Here is a 16,936-nt window from a genome sequence, read left to right as displayed (position 1 = left end):
TGGGTGATTTTAGGCAAGGCAGTCCCTTCATTGCGGTACTCTTCCGGCGCCGGTTGCGCGCCAAACCAGCGCATGCCCTGTTGGTAAGTGACCCTGGTATCGAGAGTGGCGTTGCCGATAGTGTGATGATGGGACAGTCCCAGCTTCCAGCCTGCGGTTTCCCGGCGCTGAACATCGATTTCAGTGTTGTCAATAAAATTACGGGACGCCCGGCGATAAATTTCACCGTTGAGCAGGGTTTTCTGGTCGGCGTTGCGGTGCAGCACCCGGCTGAGCTGGACCGCCAGGTTTTGGCTTTTGCCCCGGTATTGAATCGCCTGATTCAGCCCGGCGATTGTCTGCATATAATCGTAATGACTGGCCGTCACGCTCGCCATCCAGTAACCGAAGGGCAGCGAGTAATAGAGCGTGTCGTTTTGGCTGCCCTTCCCGGCAGACGCATGAATATCGCGCCCACCGGAGAGATAGAACAGGTCGCTTAGCGCCAGCGGGTTATCCAGAAAGAAGGTGAATCCGCCCTGATAACGCCCGGTGCTTTTGGTGCCGGTATCATCCAGATACGTGGCGACTCGCCAGTGCCGTGACTGACGCCAGTCCAGCACAATATCACTTTCGCCCGGTTGCGTTGCCGGGACAATGTTCATATTGGCCTGTACGGTCGGGAAACGTTGCAAGTTTTCCAGTCCCTGCTCAATGTCCCGTAAATCCAACAGCTTGCCTTCACGCGCGGGGAATGGCGTTATCCGCTGGATATATTTTCCGCTGTCAGGGGTATAGCGGATATGTCGGATGTTGCCCGGTATCATCACCAGTTTTAAGGTTTGGGTATGCAGATCCTGACGAGGAACCAGAACCCGGCTGGTGACATAGCCGTGATTAATGAGCTGATCTTGCAATCGGGTCATTAGCCGGTTAATGCCCTGAGCACCGAGGCAATGGTTTTCGCCCTGTTGGGCGACACGCCTGAACGGTAACCAGTGCGGGAAATTTTCAGTGCCTGCCAACACGACGCGGGTGATCGGAAAACACGGCGTTTCCACCGAAAATGCGGATGACACCGCCTGTTCGGGTACAGACAGGTGAACCTCCGCAGGGGGTGGCGTTAACTGGGCTTCCAGGGCTTGCTGACGTGCCTGTTGATGAATGAGTTGTTGTTCTGAGAGGTCTGCGGCCTGACTGCCTGAAATCACGCTATAAAAAACCACAAACACTAAAATACTGCTTTTCATTGACTTTCTATTCCACAATGTCGAAGCGGTATTAACCATGAATTTATCTTAGAGATCAATATTTAGGATTGATGATCAACCGGGCATTTAAAATAGGGGGATTGGTTAAGATAGCAGCAAAAACAAGGGGTTATAGTGCAAAGCAAAAAACAGGCCAATGTGATTGTTTTGTGACAACATTGTATAAAAAACAGATTAATATTAATCATTTAATAACCAATTCTAATAATTTCAAATTAATTTCATTTTTTTTGTAAATTATGTGATGTAAATCACATTTATGATGTTTGATTTCAGAATTGAATCACTGACAAAGTGATACTTGTCGTAAATTGGTGATGAAATATTATCTTTTCTGATGAGGTCAGATGATAACGTTTAGTTCAGTTGGCAAAACTGGCGCTATGCTATTGCGGATTGAGAGATAACCATCAGGCAGCAGATGGCCGTAATTAATTCACAGATTGGAAAAAATCATGAATCCTAACAATAGTGACGAAGGTGCTGCGTATTACCGCGAAAGAGCTCGCTCTTTAACGGCGTTTTTCAAGGTAGTTGTCGCCTGATGTCATAAAATGACGTTAAGGATATTTACCCCCCGTTTCTTCCTTAAAACGGGCAGTAAAGGGATCATCGTGTAATAAGTCATACCCGCTTTTCCCGATAAATGGAGCATATAACGATAACGCTGTTCGGCCACTTCCGGTCGTGAACATCACTAAGATTTGAGATTCAAACCAAAATGCTGCTTTCAGGATGTAAAAATCTTTCTGGTACATAAAGATCATAATCATTGAAGCGACAATATTCTTCCTGTGTTTCGAGTGAAATATATGATTTTTCTTCTTTCATTACCTTTTGATCATGCTGAATATATTCCTTAGCAAACTCAGCGCCATTCCAAGGAAATTCATCATCATAAAGTCCTTCAAAATCAAATGAATCAGAAAATCCTTTAATCAAGTTCAATGCCTTATTGCCATAAATAAAGCATGAGTTTTTATCCTTTATTCCCCAAGGTTCATTACTTTGCTTTATTGTGTTAATGATTTGAGGTGAGATAATTAGTTTATTATCCATGTTATTACCCCTTTTTTCTCTAGTCTTAAAGTTAGATGCTTGATATTTTACAATCAACTTAACTCTCTACTACCGATAGTGACAAATCTTTCTGGAATATAAAGATAAAGTTTATTTTCTTTACAGAAATCTTTTAATTCTGCATGTAAGGGCAAATTGAATTTTTGGTAAATTGATTGAATATGATTAGCCACATCTTCGAGACTTATCATTAATTCTTCACTGATCTTCTCTTCATCTAACTGAGTTTTATACATATGAAAGAAGATCCCAATACAATCATTATTCTCATCACAAAGGGGAAATTTATCACAAATATAAGTTTGTTTAACGTTATGTTTCCCAAACTGATGTGTTTCCAGTGAAGTGACGCGTTGCATAGTTTGAATGGCTTTTTGATCCTGACGATGGAATTCTTCTGCATACTCGGCAATAGGTGAGGATAATTCACCCATAGATAGCCCTATAATATCGACATCTTCAGGAAGGTTGAGCAGTTGATAAAAAGCAGGGTTAGCATAAATAAACCTTGACTCGCGATCTCTGGCTCCCCAGGGTTCATGCTTTTATCCCACATCAGCGTTAATTGTGGCGTAATATGACTGGGTTTGTTTCTTATATTTGACATAATAACTCCTTAATTATTATTAAATCATCAGATGAATGAGTTGTTTTCTGGTGATACACAAAATAATTTAACTATATAATTGATTTATTTTTCCAGTTAAAAACTGCACGTACATAACATCGCAATCCATTAAGATGGATTGCCTTATAAAGATATTGTGTTGCTATAGGTTACATAAAAATTTTTAAATTTGGCATCAAATCGTAACCTGACGTGATTTTTCTTCTATACGTGAATTGAATAAGGTTGTTCGTAAAATGCCACAATTTTCCCTAAAATTTTGGCTGTATTGATTGCTATGGATTTTTTATTTGTGTTATGTACCCAATGGAGGCTATTCATATTGTCAAATCGAGATGAGATAAATAATTCTTTATTATCTTCAATAAGAAAAAAACCGTTTCCTTTTTCATGCTTGTTAACAACCAGAGTTGCTCCTTCCTCGAATAAGTCATGAGGTTATTCTCCTTTATATTGATAAAGGAGAAATAAGAGGTATTGAAGATATTGAATTGGAGTGCATGGTTGCGGATACTGATAAGTTCATTTATAAAGTAGCCAATGCACTCAATATTAATTATATGGCATATCAATTCAGAGGTAATGATTAAACTTAGAATGGATATGAATATAGAAATTTTGGACTAGATTAATTAGTGCTTCGTTAAGTGATTCCAATATAAGACGAGAATATTGTAAATAATTATGCTATCCCACAGGGATTTGGTTGCGATAATCCTTATCCTACCAGTGAAAATATATGGGGATTCAGTATTGAATGGATAAGATCATCAATATCCATCTGTTGGTTGCTGTTTGTGCAAAGTGGAATCCCGTCCTGTCTTTCTGCTACAATTCCATCTCTTGAAGTACTGCTTTGACATAACTCATTAAATACCATGCGATTAAATCCCAACCAGCAACAAGCAGTTGAATTTGTTACGGGCCCCTGTCTGGTTCTGGCGGGGGCAGGTTCCGGCAAAACCAGAGTGATCACCAATAAGATTGCTCACCTTATCCGTACTTGTGGCTATCAACCTCGTCATATTGCTGCTGTGACTTTTACTAATAAAGCCGCGCGGGAAATGAAGGAACGTGTAGCACAAACTCTGGGGCGCAAAGAAGCTAAAGGGCTGATGATTTCGACTTTCCACACGTTGGGATTGGAAATCATTAAGCGTGAGTACAGAGCCTTGGGAATGAAAAGCAATTTCTCGTTGTTTGATGAGCAGGACCAGATGGTTCTGTTGAAAGATTTAACAGCCGATTTACTGGAGGAAGATAAAGATCTATTACAAAAATTGAGCTCTGCCATTTCAAACTGGAAAAATGATCTGCTTTCTCCACAACAAGCTTTGGCATTGGCCCGTTCTGCTCAGGAGCATCAGTTTGCTGAATGTTATCACCGTTATGATTTACATCTGGCGAGCTGTAATGTATTGGATTTTGACGATCTGATTACCAAACCGACTTTGCTGATGCAGCATGATGAAGAAGTTAGGGAGCGTTGGCAAAATCGTATCCGTTATCTGTTGGTAGATGAATATCAGGACACCAATACCAGTCAATATCAACTGGTTAAATTGTTGGTGGGACAAAGGGCTCGTTTTACGGTGGTGGGTGATGATGACCAGTCGATCTATTCATGGCGTGGCGCAAGACCACAAAATTTGGTGTTACTGAAAGAGGATTTCCCAAAGCTTAATGTGATCAAATTAGAACAGAACTATCGTTCCTCTGGCTGTATTCTGAAAGCAGCTAATATTTTGATCGCCAATAACCCTCACGTGTTTGAAAAACGGCTTTTTTCTGCACTGGGGTATGGTGATCCGTTGAAAGTGATTACAGCTAATAATGAAGAGCATGAGGCGGAAAGGGTTATTGGGGAGCTGATGGCACATCACTTTATCAATAAGACCCAATATAAAGATTACGCTATTCTCTACCGGGGAAATCATCAATCCCGCGTGTTTGAAAAGATGCTGATGCAAAACCGTATTCCTTACCGGATTTCTGGTGGCACTTCTTTCTTTGCCCGCCCTGAAATTAAGGATTTGCTAGCTTATCTGCGGGTGCTGACTAATCCCGAAGATGACAGCGCATTCCTAAGAATTGTCAATACACCAAGACGTGAGATTGGTGCGGCTACCATTCAAAAACTGGGTGAGTGGGCGAATCAGCGCAATAAAAGTTTCTATCAGGCTAGTTTCGATCTGGGTTTGGAGCAAAATCTAACTGGTCGCGGTTTGGCGGCACTACAGCGTTTTACTCACTGGATGGATGAGATAACTCGTCAGGTTGAACGAGATCCTTTGCTAGCTGTGCGTGATCTGCTTCATGGTATGGATTATGAAAGCTGGCTGTACGAAACATCACCGAGTCCGAAAGCGGCTGAAATGCGGATGAAAAATATTAATCAGTTATTCACTTGGATGAGTGAAATGCTGGAAGGTGATGAACTGAATGAAGCAATGACTTTATCTCAGGTGGTCGCGCGTTTCACATTACGGGATATGCTGGAGCGAGACGAAGATGGCGAGGAGTTTGATCAGGTGCAATTAATGACTTTACATGCTTCCAAAGGATTGGAGTTTCCCTATGTATTTCTGGTCGGCATGGAAGAAGGGCTATTGCCTCATCAGAGCAGTATTGATGAAGAAAATATTGATGAGGAGCGACGACTGGCTTATGTAGGGATCACCCGTGCTCAACGGGAGTTATTCTTTACTTTATGTAAAGAGCGTCGTCAATATGGCGAGTTAATCCGTCCAGAACCAAGTCGTTTTTTGCATGAATTGCCACAGGATGACTTACATTGGCCGCAAGATAAAAAAATAGTGACTGCTGAAGAAAGAATGCAAAAAGGGCAATCACGTATCGCGGATATCAAATCGCGTTTAGGGCTTGGACAAAAAAATAAGTCGTAAATATATTGAAGACTCCCTGTATCACAGAGATACAGGGAAAGCGATTTTATTCAAGTTTGAGTATCCTGCTCACCTAAAACAAGCGGCCATTGAGCATGGCTTTGCCACTGAATTTCCTGCTGCAAAGACTCTGCCCGCAGAGGATGCTGCATTAGCCAGCCATGAGGTAGCGTTATTATTAACGTTTCACCACTCACTTTTAAACGTAGAGCAGGGAGCGTGTCATCTCGGTGGCGATTGGCGAAGATGATAGCTAACCGCAACAAACGGCATAAACGTTGAGCTTGTATCAGAGGTAAGGCATTTTGTTGGCTAAAGGAAAACAAATCAATGGGGCCACTTTGGTTCTTCAGTAATGTGGCTAAGAGTTTTTTTTGTGCAGGAGTATAGCCGGGGAGAGCGAGATAATTGATCAGATAGGCTGCATGTAATGGAGCTTGATGGAAATCAATACTCAGGCCAATTTCATGTATCAGACAGGCACTTTGTAATAATTCATGACATCGGCTTTCAAGTTCCCAAGGTTTAGCAATCTGTTGTAGGAAGTGTTCAGCCAATTGTTTGACCCGTTGAGACTGTTCAACGTCTAACTGAAAACGTCGCTGTATATTACGTAGTGTTCTGGTACGAATATCTGGTTCTATTGGTAAATCCAACATGCCGTAAACAAGACCTTCCCGTAAGGCGCCGCCCGCAAGGATCATACTTTCAATATTTAATGCCTGGAAAATCGCTATCAGGATAGCAAGGCCACTTGGGAAAACCAGAGCCCGTTCCAGCGTCAATCCTTCTATTTCCAGTTCTTCCAGCTTACCGCACTCAATCGCTTTATGTTTGAGCTCCTGAAGTTTCGGCAAAGTGATCAGCTCATCCATACCCTGAGCGATCATGATTTCTTGCAGAGCCTGAACGGTGCCGGAAGCGCCTACACAAATCTGCCAGCCTTGTTCGATCAGATTTGGAGCAATGGGCTTCAACGTGTCATGTGCGGCAGCTTCGGCTCTGGCGAAATTTTCTTCCGTCAGGCTACGGTCATTGAAGTAGCCTTCAAGCCAGGTAACGCAACCCATACTCAGGCTGGATAACTGAGAAGCTTTTGCCCCATTCCCCGTAACCAGTTCTGTACTTGCACCACCAATATCGACAACCAGACGTTTTTCAGAGCCGCCAGTTGTATGGGCAACGCCTTGATAAATAAGCCGAGCTTCATCTTCACCACTGATTACCTTAACCGGACAATCAAGGATTTCTGATGCTTTTTTCACAAATTCGTCTGAATTTTCAGCGATGCGTAAAGTTGCCGTAGCAACAACGCGGATTTGTGATGGAGGTATATCCTGTAAGCGTTCAGAAAAAATCCTGAGACATTGCCAACCTCTCTCCATTGCCTGTTGAGATAAACGGTTATTTTTGTCTAATCCGGCGGCCAGCCTGACCTTACGTTTGATTCGTGCCAGTATCTGCATACTGCCGGATACTTCACGCACAACTAGCATATGAAAACTGTTTGAACCCAGGTCGATAGCCGCATAGAGCGAAGAAGAACTCAGCATCATTTTCAGCCTGAACGTTTACGGTTATTACGTGGTGTATTATTACGATGCGACAAATTGTTACGGCGCTGATGGTTTCCTGAACGCGAACGGTGCCGGCGTTTAGGTGCCGGTAAATCTTGCAGCAAGGCTTGACTGTTATATTTGCTGACCGGGATAGGGTGCTGAATATAATCTTCAATCGCTGGCAGGTTTAGTGCATATTCTTCACAGGCTAGGCTGATCGAATGGCCGCTTTCACCTGCACGACCCGTACGGCCAATGCGGTGAACATAATCCTCGCAGTCGTCTGGTAAGTCATAATTAAAAACATGAGTGACTGAAGGAATGTGCAATCCACGGGCTGCGACATCAGTTGCAACCAGAATATCAATATTGCCGTTGCTGAATTCTTCCAGAATGCGTAACCGTTTTTTTTGTGCTACATCACCGGTTAGTAACCCAACTCGATGTCCGTCAGCAGCCAGATGCGCCCAGATATCTTCACAACGATGTTTTGTATTGGCGAAAATGATGCAGCGATCAGGCCACTCTTCTTCCAATAACGTTTGAAGCAGGCGCATCTTTTCTTCATTAGAAGGATAAAACAGCTCTTCGCGGATACGGTGTCCCGTTTTCTGTAACGGTTCCACCTCGACATACTCTGCATGATTCATTTGTTCAAATGCCAGTTCTCGGACCCGGTAAGAGAGTGTGGCGGAAAACAGTAGGTTCATACGTTCGTTTACTGGTGGCATCCGGCGGAATAGCCAGCGGATATCTTTGATAAAACCGAGATCGTACATGCGATCAGCTTCATCAAGAATCATAACTTGGACCGCATTTAGATTAATATGCCCCTGTTTGGTATAGTCTATCAGACGTCCGGTGGTGCCGATAAGAATGTCAACACCGGATTCCAGTACTTTCAGCTGTTTGTCATAACCATCACCGCCATAGGCAAGACCCATCTTTAGACCTGTTACCCGTGCCAGATCTTCTGCATCAGAGTAAATCTGTACAGCGAGTTCGCGGGTAGGAGCCATAATCAGCGCTCTTGGCTGATTGGTTTGACGCTCCTCCGCTGCGGGATGAGTCAGTAAATAATGAAAAGCAGACGCTAAAAATGCTAACGTCTTCCCCGTACCGGTTTGCGCTTGCCCCGCGACATCACGACCTTCAACAGTGAAAGGCAATGTCAGTGCTTGTATCGGTGTACAATTAGAAAAACCCTTATTATCAAGAGCTTCTATAACCTTAGGGTGCAAGGCGAAGTCGGAAAACTTCTTTTCTGTCAAGTGTGTTTTACTCATAGTGTGGTAGAATATCAGTTAACCATTGTCTTACGAAAGTGTATCCGCTGAAATAAAGGCAAGCTTATATCAGTAATGTTACACTAGCATGGTAAAAAATTATTCTTTGGAGTAAAAAATGAGCGATAAAATTATTCATTTGAGTGATGCTAGCTTTGATACTGACGTTCTTAACGCAGCAGATCCAGTTCTTGTCGATTTTTGGGCTGCCTGGTGTGGACCATGTAAAATGATTGCACCTATTTTAGATGAAATTGCCCCGGAATATTTAGGCAAACTGACTATTGCTAAACTGAACATTGATGAAAACCCGGCAACTGCTCCTAAGTATGGTATCCGTGGTATTCCTACACTGTTGTTGTTTAAAGATGGTCAGGTTGCTGCTACGAAAGTGGGAGCACTATCAAAAACTCAATTGAAAGAATTTTTGGATACTAATCTCTAATTGAAGTGAGCTCACATTAATACCGGGCGTTTAGCGTATACTATTATTTATTTCATTGACCGCTAGACGTCCGTAAAGAAGCGTGATAAGTTAGCGCCACTGCTTGTATCACATACATCATGTTAGAAGTATGTTGCATACTGAATAATCTGTAGTGTCTGATAAGTCTGTTATCTCTGGATAGTCTAAAATATCCAATGGGTTATACGGGAATAATCTGGCGTATAGCTCGTTACGTTGAGATAGTTTTTATAGAAATCAGTAATGTTTCAGCATTATCTCAACAGCGTTTTTGACAGCCTGTCAGTCTTATTTGAGCTCAATCTTAGTACTTCAAATTACTACCTTTTTATATGAATAATGTATTAAAGGTCTGATTTGTTTTTGTACAAAATAAACAGGCACCGATCGATGACGCTGCCATACTATTCACGTTCATAGTTCGAGATATACCCCGAGTTTAAGAACCCACCATTATGAATCTTACCGAATTAAAGAATACGCCGGTATCTGAACTGATTACACTCGGCGAAAATATGGGGCTGGAAAATCTAGCCCGTATGCGTAAACAAGATATTATCTTCTCCATCCTTAAGCAGCATGCGAAAAGTGGGGAGGATATCTTCGGTGATGGCGTGCTGGAGATATTGCAGGATGGATTTGGATTCCTCCGTTCAGCAGACAGCTCCTACCTTGCCGGCCCCGATGATATCTACGTTTCTCCCAGCCAAATCCGTCGTTTTAACCTCCGTACCGGTGACACAATTTCAGGTAAAATCCGTCCACCTAAAGAAGGTGAACGCTATTTTGCCTTGTTGAAGGTTAACGAAGTTAATTTTGACAAACCAGAAAATGCTCGCAGTAAAATTCTTTTTGAAAACTTAACTCCGTTGCATGCTAATAGTCGCCTGCGCATGGAGCGTGGTAATGGTTCCACTGAGGATCTGACTGCCCGTGTTCTGGATCTGGCTGCACCGATTGGCCGTGGACAACGTGGTCTGATCGTCGCGCCACCAAAAGCGGGTAAGACGATGTTGTTGCAAAATATTGCTGCTAACATTGCTCACAATCATCCAGATTGTGTATTGATGGTACTTCTGATTGATGAACGTCCAGAAGAAGTCACTGAAATGCAACGTCTGGTAAAAGGTGAGGTTATTGCTTCTACTTTTGATGAGCCAGCTTCTCGTCACGTTCAGGTGGCAGAGATGGTTATTGAGAAAGCAAAACGTCTGGTTGAACACAAAAAAGACGTGATTATCTTGCTTGACTCTATTACTCGCTTAGCACGTGCCTATAACACTGTTGTTCCTGCATCCGGTAAGGTATTGACTGGTGGTGTGGATGCTAACGCGTTACATCGTCCGAAACGTTTCTTCGGCGCTGCGCGTAATGTGGAAGAGGGTGGAAGCCTGACCATTATTGCGACTGCGTTGGTGGATACGGGTTCCAAGATGGATGAAGTGATTTACGAAGAGTTCAAAGGCACGGGTAACATGGAGCTGCATCTCTCCCGTAAGATTGCTGAAAAACGAGTCTTCCCGGCGATCGATTACAACCGTTCTGGTACACGTAAAGAAGAGCTGCTTACCACCTCTGAAGAGCTACAGAAAATGTGGATTCTGCGCAAAATTATTCACCCGATGGGAGAAATTGATGCGATGGAATTCCTTATCAACAAACTGGCTATGAGCAAAACGAACGACGATTTCTTTGACATGATGAAACGTTCATAGTTTTTAACTCAGTTCATAATCATTTTAATCAGCGCCACAGTTTCGTGGCGTTTTTTGTATCCACCGTACTGTTATAAAATTATATGTGGCATGTATTTTGCTAGTAGTATGTTGCCATTTATTTGAAATAAATATTAAAAGAATGATGTAAGAGTATAAGGGCTATTAATTTTTTCCATAATTAAGCAGTGTTTGCGCTCGTGAGGGTAGATTTTGGCTAGAAAACCATATGTTTTCGGTTGATGGATGACCAGGGTGTGTTTACTTTTTACAGAGAGTTATCATCGTGAATATTCTTAGCATGAATATTGAAATTTGTTATGTTTTTCTGTTTTCTTTTGCGTTTTTGTTTATGGCTCGCAAAATAGCAAAGAAAGTTGGCCTTGTTGATAAGCCCAATTATCGTAAGTGTCATCAGGGGTTAGTGCCTCTGGTTGGAGGAATATCAATATTTGTTGGCATCTGTTTTGCTTTTGTTATCACAAAAGAATTTATTCCTCATAAGTGGTTATATTTGGTTTGTGCCGGTGTATTGGTATTTGTCGGCGCATTGGATGACCGTTTTGATATCAGCGTTAAGGTCCGGGCAACCATCCAAGCTCTAGTTGGTATTGCGATGATGTATTTTGCTGGCCTGAAATTAGATAGTCTTGGTTATGCTTTTGGCCCTTGGGACATGACACTTGGACCGTTTAATTATGTTGTGACACTATTTGCTGTCTGGGCTGCTATCAATGCATTCAATATGGTTGATGGGATAGATGGATTATTAGGCGGATTATCCTGTGTCTCCTTCGGTGCTTTGGGGATCTTACTGTATCAAAGTGGTAATACGGCACTAGCATTATGGTGTTTTGCATTTATTGCTGCCATTCTCCCTTATATTGTTCTTAATCTTGGTTTATTAAGCCAACGTTTCAAAGTGTTTATGGGGGATGCGGGTAGTACACTGATTGGTTTTACCATTATTTGGCTGCTCATTGAATCTACTCAGGGGAATGAGCATCCTGTTAATCCAGTTACTGCGTTGTGGATTGTTGCCATTCCATTAATGGATATGGTTGCTATTATGTACCGCCGGTTACGGAAAGGAATGAGCCCATTTTCTCCTGACAGGCAACATATTCACCACTTGGTTATGCGGTCTGGATTCTCATCACGTCAGGCTTTTATTTTGATCACTGTTGCTGCCGCTTTATTAGCCGCTGTCGGTATTATCGGAGAATGGCTAGAATTTGTACCTGAATGGGTAATGTTGGCATTGTTCTTGCTTGCATTTTTGTTGTATGGCTATTGCCTCAAGCGTGTATGGAAGGTAGCTCGTTTTATTAAACGGCAAAAGCGTCGTATGCGCCGTTCAGCTAACCATTAAACATCTATTATCATCAGAGGTTCTGTGCAGTGATAAAATCAGAAACGAAATCTATTCAGGATGAACAAGCTCTGGAGCATGAGCTGGATATCAGAGCCTTGTGCAGTGCGCTATGGCGTGGAAAGGTATGGATTGTTGTACTGGCAATAATTTTCGCAACTGCGGCTTTAGGGGCATCTTATCTGATGCAACAAAAATGGAGTGCCACAGCAATCACTGATCTGCCTACGACTAATCAGTTGGGAAGTTATTACTCTCAGCAGCAGTTTTTGCGCAATCTGGATTCTCACATTAACATTTCATCGGAAACTCAGTTACCCTCTATTCCAGAAGAAGCCTATAAGGAGTTCATCACTCAAGTTGCAGCATATGATACTCGCCGTGAATTTTGGTTGAAATCTGATTATTACAAGCAGCATCAGGAGAGCGATGCCAGAGCCGATGCGGCCTTATTAGATGAATTAGTTAATAATATTCAGTTTATTCCTCATGATGATAAAAAAGTGCTGAATGACAGCATTAAACTGACCGCTGAGTCTTCTAGACAGGCAAATCAACTCCTGCGCCAGTACATTGCTTTTGCCAATAGTCGTGCCAGCACTCATTTAAATGATGAAGTAAAAGGTGCATGGGCTACTCGTGCCCAATCTATGGATGCATTGGTTAAGCGCCAAGAAATGGTTGCTAAAGCGGTTTATAACCGCGAAATGAATGTATTACAGCAGTCCCTGAAAATTGCGGAAAAACAAGGGATTCGGCGCAATCAAACGGATACACCGGTGGATCAGTTGCCCGATTCAAAAATGTTTATGCTAGGGGCGCCGTTGTTACAGGCTCAACTTGAGACTTTAGAAGCAACAGGGCCTAACTATGATGTGGACTATGACCGAAATATTGCAATGTTAGCGACATTGAATATTCCCCCGATATTACCGGATCAATTCCAGACTTACCGCTATTTGAGAACGCCAGAGGAGCCTGTTACCAGAGACAGCCCTCGCAGAATGTTCTTGATGATCATGTGGGGTGCAGTCGGTGCTTTAGTGGGTGCTGGCGTGGCATTGGTTAGGTGTTCGCGTAAATAATCAGATAATTATTAGAAATAACTATTTCTGAGGGATATCTTCTGCAACTCCAGCAGCAGGAGTAAATAGCATTAAGAGTATTGTTTGCAGGAAAATCTGCAAATTACTGATTAATAAGAGAGTCACTGTGAAAGTGTTGACTGTGTTTGGTACTCGGCCGGAGGCTATCAAGATGGCTCCGCTAGTACACGCATTGGCAAGGGATGAAGCCTTCGAAGCGAAAGTATGTGTCACTGCCCAACATCGGGAAATGTTGGATCAGGTGTTACACCTTTTTGAGATCACTCCCGATTTTGATCTCAATATTATGAAATCAGGGCAAGATCTAACGGATATTACCTGTCGTATTTTGGAAGGATTGAAGCCCGTTTTAGCAGAATTTAGGCCGGATGTTGTATTGGTTCACGGAGATACGACGACAACAATGGCAACCAGTTTGGCTGCGTTCTACCAACGTATCCCTGTTGGTCACATTGAAGCTGGATTAAGAACGGGTGATCTTTATTCCCCTTGGCCGGAAGAAGCAAACCGTAAGATTGCTGGGCATCTGGCAATGTATCATTTCGCTCCGACAGAAAATTCCCACAATAATTTGTTGAAAGAATCCATTGCGGATAATCGGGTTTTTGTTACCGGAAATACAGTGATTGATGCGTTGTTGTGGGTACGCGATCGAATAATGAATGACGAGGCTATGCGGAGTAAACTAGCGAAGCACTACCCGTTTATTGATACGAATAAAAAAATGATTCTGGTTACAGGGCATCGTCGTGAAAGTTTTGGTGGCGGATTTGAGCGAATTTGTGAAGCTTTGGCACAGATAGCCCGTGCTCATCCAGATGTGCAAGTAGTCTATCCGGTTCATCTAAATCCGAATGTCAGTGAGCCAGTAAAGCGCATTTTGCATAATATTGATAACGTTATTCTCATTAAACCCCAGGATTATTTGCCATTTGTTTATCTAATGAACCATGCCTATATGATCCTGACCGATTCCGGTGGCATTCAAGAAGAAGCTCCTTCTTTAGGAAAACCGGTATTGGTAATGCGTAATACTACTGAGCGGCCAGAGGCGGTTGATGCTGGTACGGTACGTTTGGTAGGGACGGAAACAAAAACTATCGTGGAAGAGGTGACTCGATTGTTGACAGACGATGCTGCCTATCAGCAAATGAGCCGCGCTCATAATCCTTATGGGGATGGCGATGCCTGTCAACGTATTCTCGACGCTTTGAAAAAAATCAGGTGACACTATGAGCTTTGAAACTATTTCTGTTATTGGCCTTGGTTATATTGGTTTGCCAACGGCGGCGGCGTTTGCATCCCGCAATAAGAAAGTCATTGGCGTGGATGTTAATCAGCATGCGGTAGAAACCATCAACCGTGGTGCAATTCATATTGTAGAGCCGGATCTAGACAAAGTGGTGAAAGTTGCTGTAGAAGGCGGTTACCTGAAAGCAGTGATTGCTCCGTTACCCGCAGATGCTTTTCTGATAGCGGTCCCGACGCCTTTTAAAGGCGATCATGAGCCGGATATGATATACGTCCGTTCCGCAGCCGAATCTGTGGCGCCGGTTCTGAAAAAAGGTGATTTGGTTATTTTGGAATCTACCTCACCTGTAGGCGCGACGGAGCAGATGGCGGAATGGCTGGCAGTAGCGCGTCCTGATTTAACTTTCCCGCAGCAGGTTGGAGACGAGTCCGATATTGATATCGCTTACTGTCCTGAACGTGTGTTGCCAGGACAAGTTATGGTTGAATTAATTAAGAATGACCGCGTTGTTGGTGGTATGACGTCAAAATCTTCGGCCAGAGCTAGCGAGCTGTATAAAATTTTCCTTGAAGGTGAATGTGTTGTCACTAATTCAAGAACGGCAGAAATGTGTAAGCTGACAGAAAACAGTTTCCGAGATGTAAACATTGCATTCGCCAACGAACTTTCCCTGATTTGTGCTGATCAAGGTATCAACGTGTGGGAACTGATCAGTTTGGCAAATCGTCACCCGCGCGTAAATATTCTCCAACCAGGTCCTGGCGTGGGGGGGCATTGTATTGCTGTTGATCCGTGGTTCATTGTTTCTCAAAACCCGAAACAATCACGTCTTATTCATACAGCACGTAGGGTTAATGATGACAAACCATTGTGGGTTGTGGATCAAGTAAAAACGGCTGTTGCGAATTGTTTGGCTGAAAGTGGAAAACGTGCCAGCGAAGTGAAAATTGCCTGTTTTGGCTTGACATTTAAACCAAATATTGACGATTTGCGTGAGAGCCCAGCAGTACATATCACCGGTATGATTGCGCAATGGCATGCAGGTGAAACGCTGGCTGTAGAACCTCATGTTCATGAATTACCTGCTTCCTTGAAGGAAATAACTCGATTAGTTAATCTGGAAAAGGCTCTGGAAGAAGCAGATATCCTGTTGATGCTGGTGGATCATAATCAGTTTAAAGCTGTAAACAGCCATGAAATTAAACAGAAGTGGATTGTGGATACAAAAGGAGTCTGGCGTTGAGACGTATTCTAATCACAGGTGGTGCAGGTTTTATTGGTTCTGCGGTTGTACGGCATATCATTGATAATACAGAAGATAGCGTGGTTGTGGTTGATAGCTTGACTTATGCTGGTAATCTGGCGTCTCTTGCCCCGGTTGTGGATAGCCCTCGTTATGCGTTTGAACAGGTTGATATCTGCCAGCATGAGGCACTGGAGCGGATCTTTGAGCAATATCAGCCAGATTGTGTGATGCATTTGGCGGCAGAAAGCCATGTGGATCGCTCTATTGATGGCCCAGCGGCATTTATCGAAACCAACATTGTGGGTACTTATACTGTGTTGGAAGCTGCGCGGGCTTTCTGGCAGAAACTCAGTGCGGAGAAACAGGCTGTTTTCCGTTTTCACCACATTTCAACAGATGAAGTGTATGGTGATTTACATGATGAAGAGGGTTTCTTTACCGAAACAACATCTTATGCGCCAAGTAGCCCATATTCGGCGTCCAAAGCATCCAGCGATCATTTGGTAAGAGCATGGCACCGGACTTATGGTTTACCGGTCATTATCACCAATTGTTCAAATAACTATGGTCCTTACCATTTCCCGGAAAAACTGATCCCACTGATGATCTTAAATGCATTAGCAGGAAAATCTTTACCGGTATATGGTGAAGGGAAACAAATTCGCGATTGGCTATATGTGGAAGACCATGCCAGAGCGCTCTATTTGGTTGTGACAGAAGCTGAACCGGGCAAAACCTACAATATTGGTGGTCATAATGAACGCAAAAATATTGATGTGGTTTGTGCGATTTGTGAGCTTCTAGAAGAATTTCGTCCTGAGAAGCCAGCAGGTACTGCTTATTATCGTGACTTGATTACTTATGTTGCCGATCGTCCTGGTCATGATATGCGTTATGCCATTGACGCTGCGAAAATTGAGCATGAGCTGGGTTGGAAACCACAGGAAACTTTCGAATCTGGGATTCGCAAAACAGTTCAATGGTATCTGGAAAATGAAAATTGGTGGCGTAGGGTTCAGGATGGATCTTATGCTGGTGAACGTCTTGGGTTAGGTGAAAACTAAGCTACT

13 protein-coding genes and 1 pseudogene are annotated in these 16,936 nt (G+C 43.0%); 8 read left to right on the top strand and 6 right to left on the bottom strand.

Translation table 11 applies throughout. The annotated features are described in order from the left end of the window. The 4 genes and pseudogenes from D3222_RS02615 to D3222_RS26585 all read right to left on the bottom strand — a co-directional run. A partial coding sequence (locus D3222_RS02615) for a ShlB/FhaC/HecB family hemolysin secretion/activation protein (protein WP_157975276.1) occupies positions 1-1,229 on the bottom strand: 1,229 nt, incomplete at its 3' end. An 816-nt stretch (positions 1,230-2,045) separates the two neighbouring features. After that, positions 2,046-2,309, bottom strand: a pseudogene (locus D3222_RS02605) (helix-turn-helix transcriptional regulator); the annotation flags it as partial. 53 nt (positions 2,310-2,362) lie between these two features. Continuing rightward, positions 2,363-2,806, bottom strand: a complete 444-nt coding sequence (locus D3222_RS02600; RefSeq protein ID WP_339367467.1) for a PAS domain-containing protein — start codon at positions 2,804-2,806, stop codon at positions 2,363-2,365. Continuing rightward, complete coding sequence (locus tag D3222_RS26585) at positions 2,773-2,937, bottom strand: hypothetical protein (RefSeq protein ID WP_339367466.1); 165 nt, start codon at positions 2,935-2,937, stop codon at positions 2,773-2,775. Before D3222_RS26585 ends, D3222_RS02600 begins: the two co-directional genes overlap by 34 nt. Positions 2,938-3,836: 899 nt before the next feature. Here D3222_RS26585 and rep point away from each other — a divergent pair. Then, the gene (gene rep, locus D3222_RS02590) at positions 3,837-5,864 is read left to right on the top strand and encodes a DNA helicase Rep (protein ID WP_118984711.1); all 2,028 of its coding nucleotides are present in this window, start codon (positions 3,837-3,839) and stop codon (positions 5,862-5,864) included. A 50-nt stretch (positions 5,865-5,914) separates the two neighbouring features. Here the strand turns inward: rep and gppA are convergent, their stop codons facing one another. Together gppA and rhlB are read right to left on the bottom strand one after the other, a co-directional pair. Beyond that, positions 5,915-7,417: a guanosine-5'-triphosphate,3'-diphosphate diphosphatase gene (gene gppA / locus D3222_RS02585; RefSeq protein ID WP_118984726.1), complete on the bottom strand. Its 1,503-nt coding sequence runs from the start codon at positions 7,415-7,417 to the stop codon at positions 5,915-5,917. A 5-nt stretch (positions 7,418-7,422) separates the two neighbouring features. After that, the gene (gene rhlB, locus D3222_RS02580) at positions 7,423-8,709 is read right to left on the bottom strand and encodes an ATP-dependent RNA helicase RhlB (RefSeq protein WP_118984710.1); all 1,287 of its coding nucleotides are present in this window, start codon (positions 8,707-8,709) and stop codon (positions 7,423-7,425) included. A 118-nt stretch (positions 8,710-8,827) separates the two neighbouring features. On the opposite strand from rhlB, the gene trxA reads away from it, so the two are divergent. From trxA to rffG, 7 genes are all read left to right on the top strand, one after another. Next, entirely contained in the window at positions 8,828-9,154 is a 327-nt protein-coding gene (gene trxA / locus D3222_RS02575) for a thioredoxin TrxA (RefSeq protein ID WP_118984709.1), read from the top strand. Between the two features lie 476 nt (positions 9,155-9,630). Beyond that, the gene (gene rho / locus D3222_RS02570) at positions 9,631-10,890 is read left to right on the top strand and encodes a transcription termination factor Rho (RefSeq protein WP_011148733.1); all 1,260 of its coding nucleotides are present in this window, start codon (positions 9,631-9,633) and stop codon (positions 10,888-10,890) included. A gap of 286 nt (positions 10,891-11,176) precedes the next feature. Beyond that, a complete protein-coding gene (wecA, locus tag D3222_RS02560; RefSeq protein ID WP_118984708.1) occupies positions 11,177-12,262 on the top strand; it encodes a UDP-N-acetylglucosamine--undecaprenyl-phosphate N-acetylglucosaminephosphotransferase in 1,086 nt (361 codons plus the stop codon). Positions 12,263-12,291: 29 nt separating this feature from the next. Beyond that, the gene (gene wzzE / locus D3222_RS02555; protein ID WP_118984707.1) at positions 12,292-13,347 is read left to right on the top strand and encodes an ECA polysaccharide chain length modulation protein; all 1,056 of its coding nucleotides are present in this window, start codon (positions 12,292-12,294) and stop codon (positions 13,345-13,347) included. A gap of 127 nt (positions 13,348-13,474) precedes the next feature. Then, entirely contained in the window at positions 13,475-14,596 is a 1,122-nt protein-coding gene (wecB, locus tag D3222_RS02550; protein ID WP_118984706.1) for a non-hydrolyzing UDP-N-acetylglucosamine 2-epimerase, read from the top strand. 4 nt (positions 14,597-14,600) lie between these two features. Next, positions 14,601-15,863, top strand: coding sequence for a UDP-N-acetyl-D-mannosamine dehydrogenase (gene wecC / locus D3222_RS02545; protein WP_118984705.1), 1,263 nt, complete (start codon positions 14,601-14,603; stop codon positions 15,861-15,863). Beyond that, a complete protein-coding gene (gene rffG / locus D3222_RS02540) occupies positions 15,860-16,930 on the top strand; it encodes a dTDP-glucose 4,6-dehydratase (protein ID WP_118984704.1) in 1,071 nt (356 codons plus the stop codon). Before wecC ends, rffG begins: the two co-directional genes overlap by 4 nt. Positions 16,931-16,936: the final 6 nt, after the last annotated feature.

The organism is Photorhabdus sp. CRCIA-P01 (assembly GCF_003545805.1).
GTDB classification, from domain to species: Bacteria; Pseudomonadota; Gammaproteobacteria; order Enterobacterales; family Enterobacteriaceae; genus Photorhabdus; species Photorhabdus antumapuensis.
The sequence above is the reverse complement of the archived record's forward strand: the minus strand, read 5'-3'. Positions and strand labels throughout refer to the sequence as shown.

Bases quoted from the DNA above. Each gene is read 5' to 3' on its own strand.
- D3222_RS26585 (WP_339367466.1), bottom strand. From the start codon at position 2,937: ATGTCAAATATAAGAAACAAACCCAGTCATATTACGCCACAATTAACG.
- rep (WP_118984711.1), top strand. From the start codon at position 3,837: ATGCGATTAAATCCCAACCAGCAACAAGCAGTTGAATTTGTTACGGGC.
- gppA (WP_118984726.1), bottom strand. From the start codon at position 7,417: ATGCTGAGTTCTTCTTCGCTCTATGCGGCTATCGACCTGGGTTCAAAC.
- rhlB (WP_118984710.1), bottom strand. From the start codon at position 8,709: ATGAGTAAAACACACTTGACAGAAAAGAAGTTTTCCGACTTCGCCTTG.
- trxA (WP_118984709.1), top strand. From the start codon at position 8,828: ATGAGCGATAAAATTATTCATTTGAGTGATGCTAGCTTTGATACTGAC.
- rho (WP_011148733.1), top strand. From the start codon at position 9,631: ATGAATCTTACCGAATTAAAGAATACGCCGGTATCTGAACTGATTACA.
- wecC (WP_118984705.1), top strand. From the start codon at position 14,601: ATGAGCTTTGAAACTATTTCTGTTATTGGCCTTGGTTATATTGGTTTG.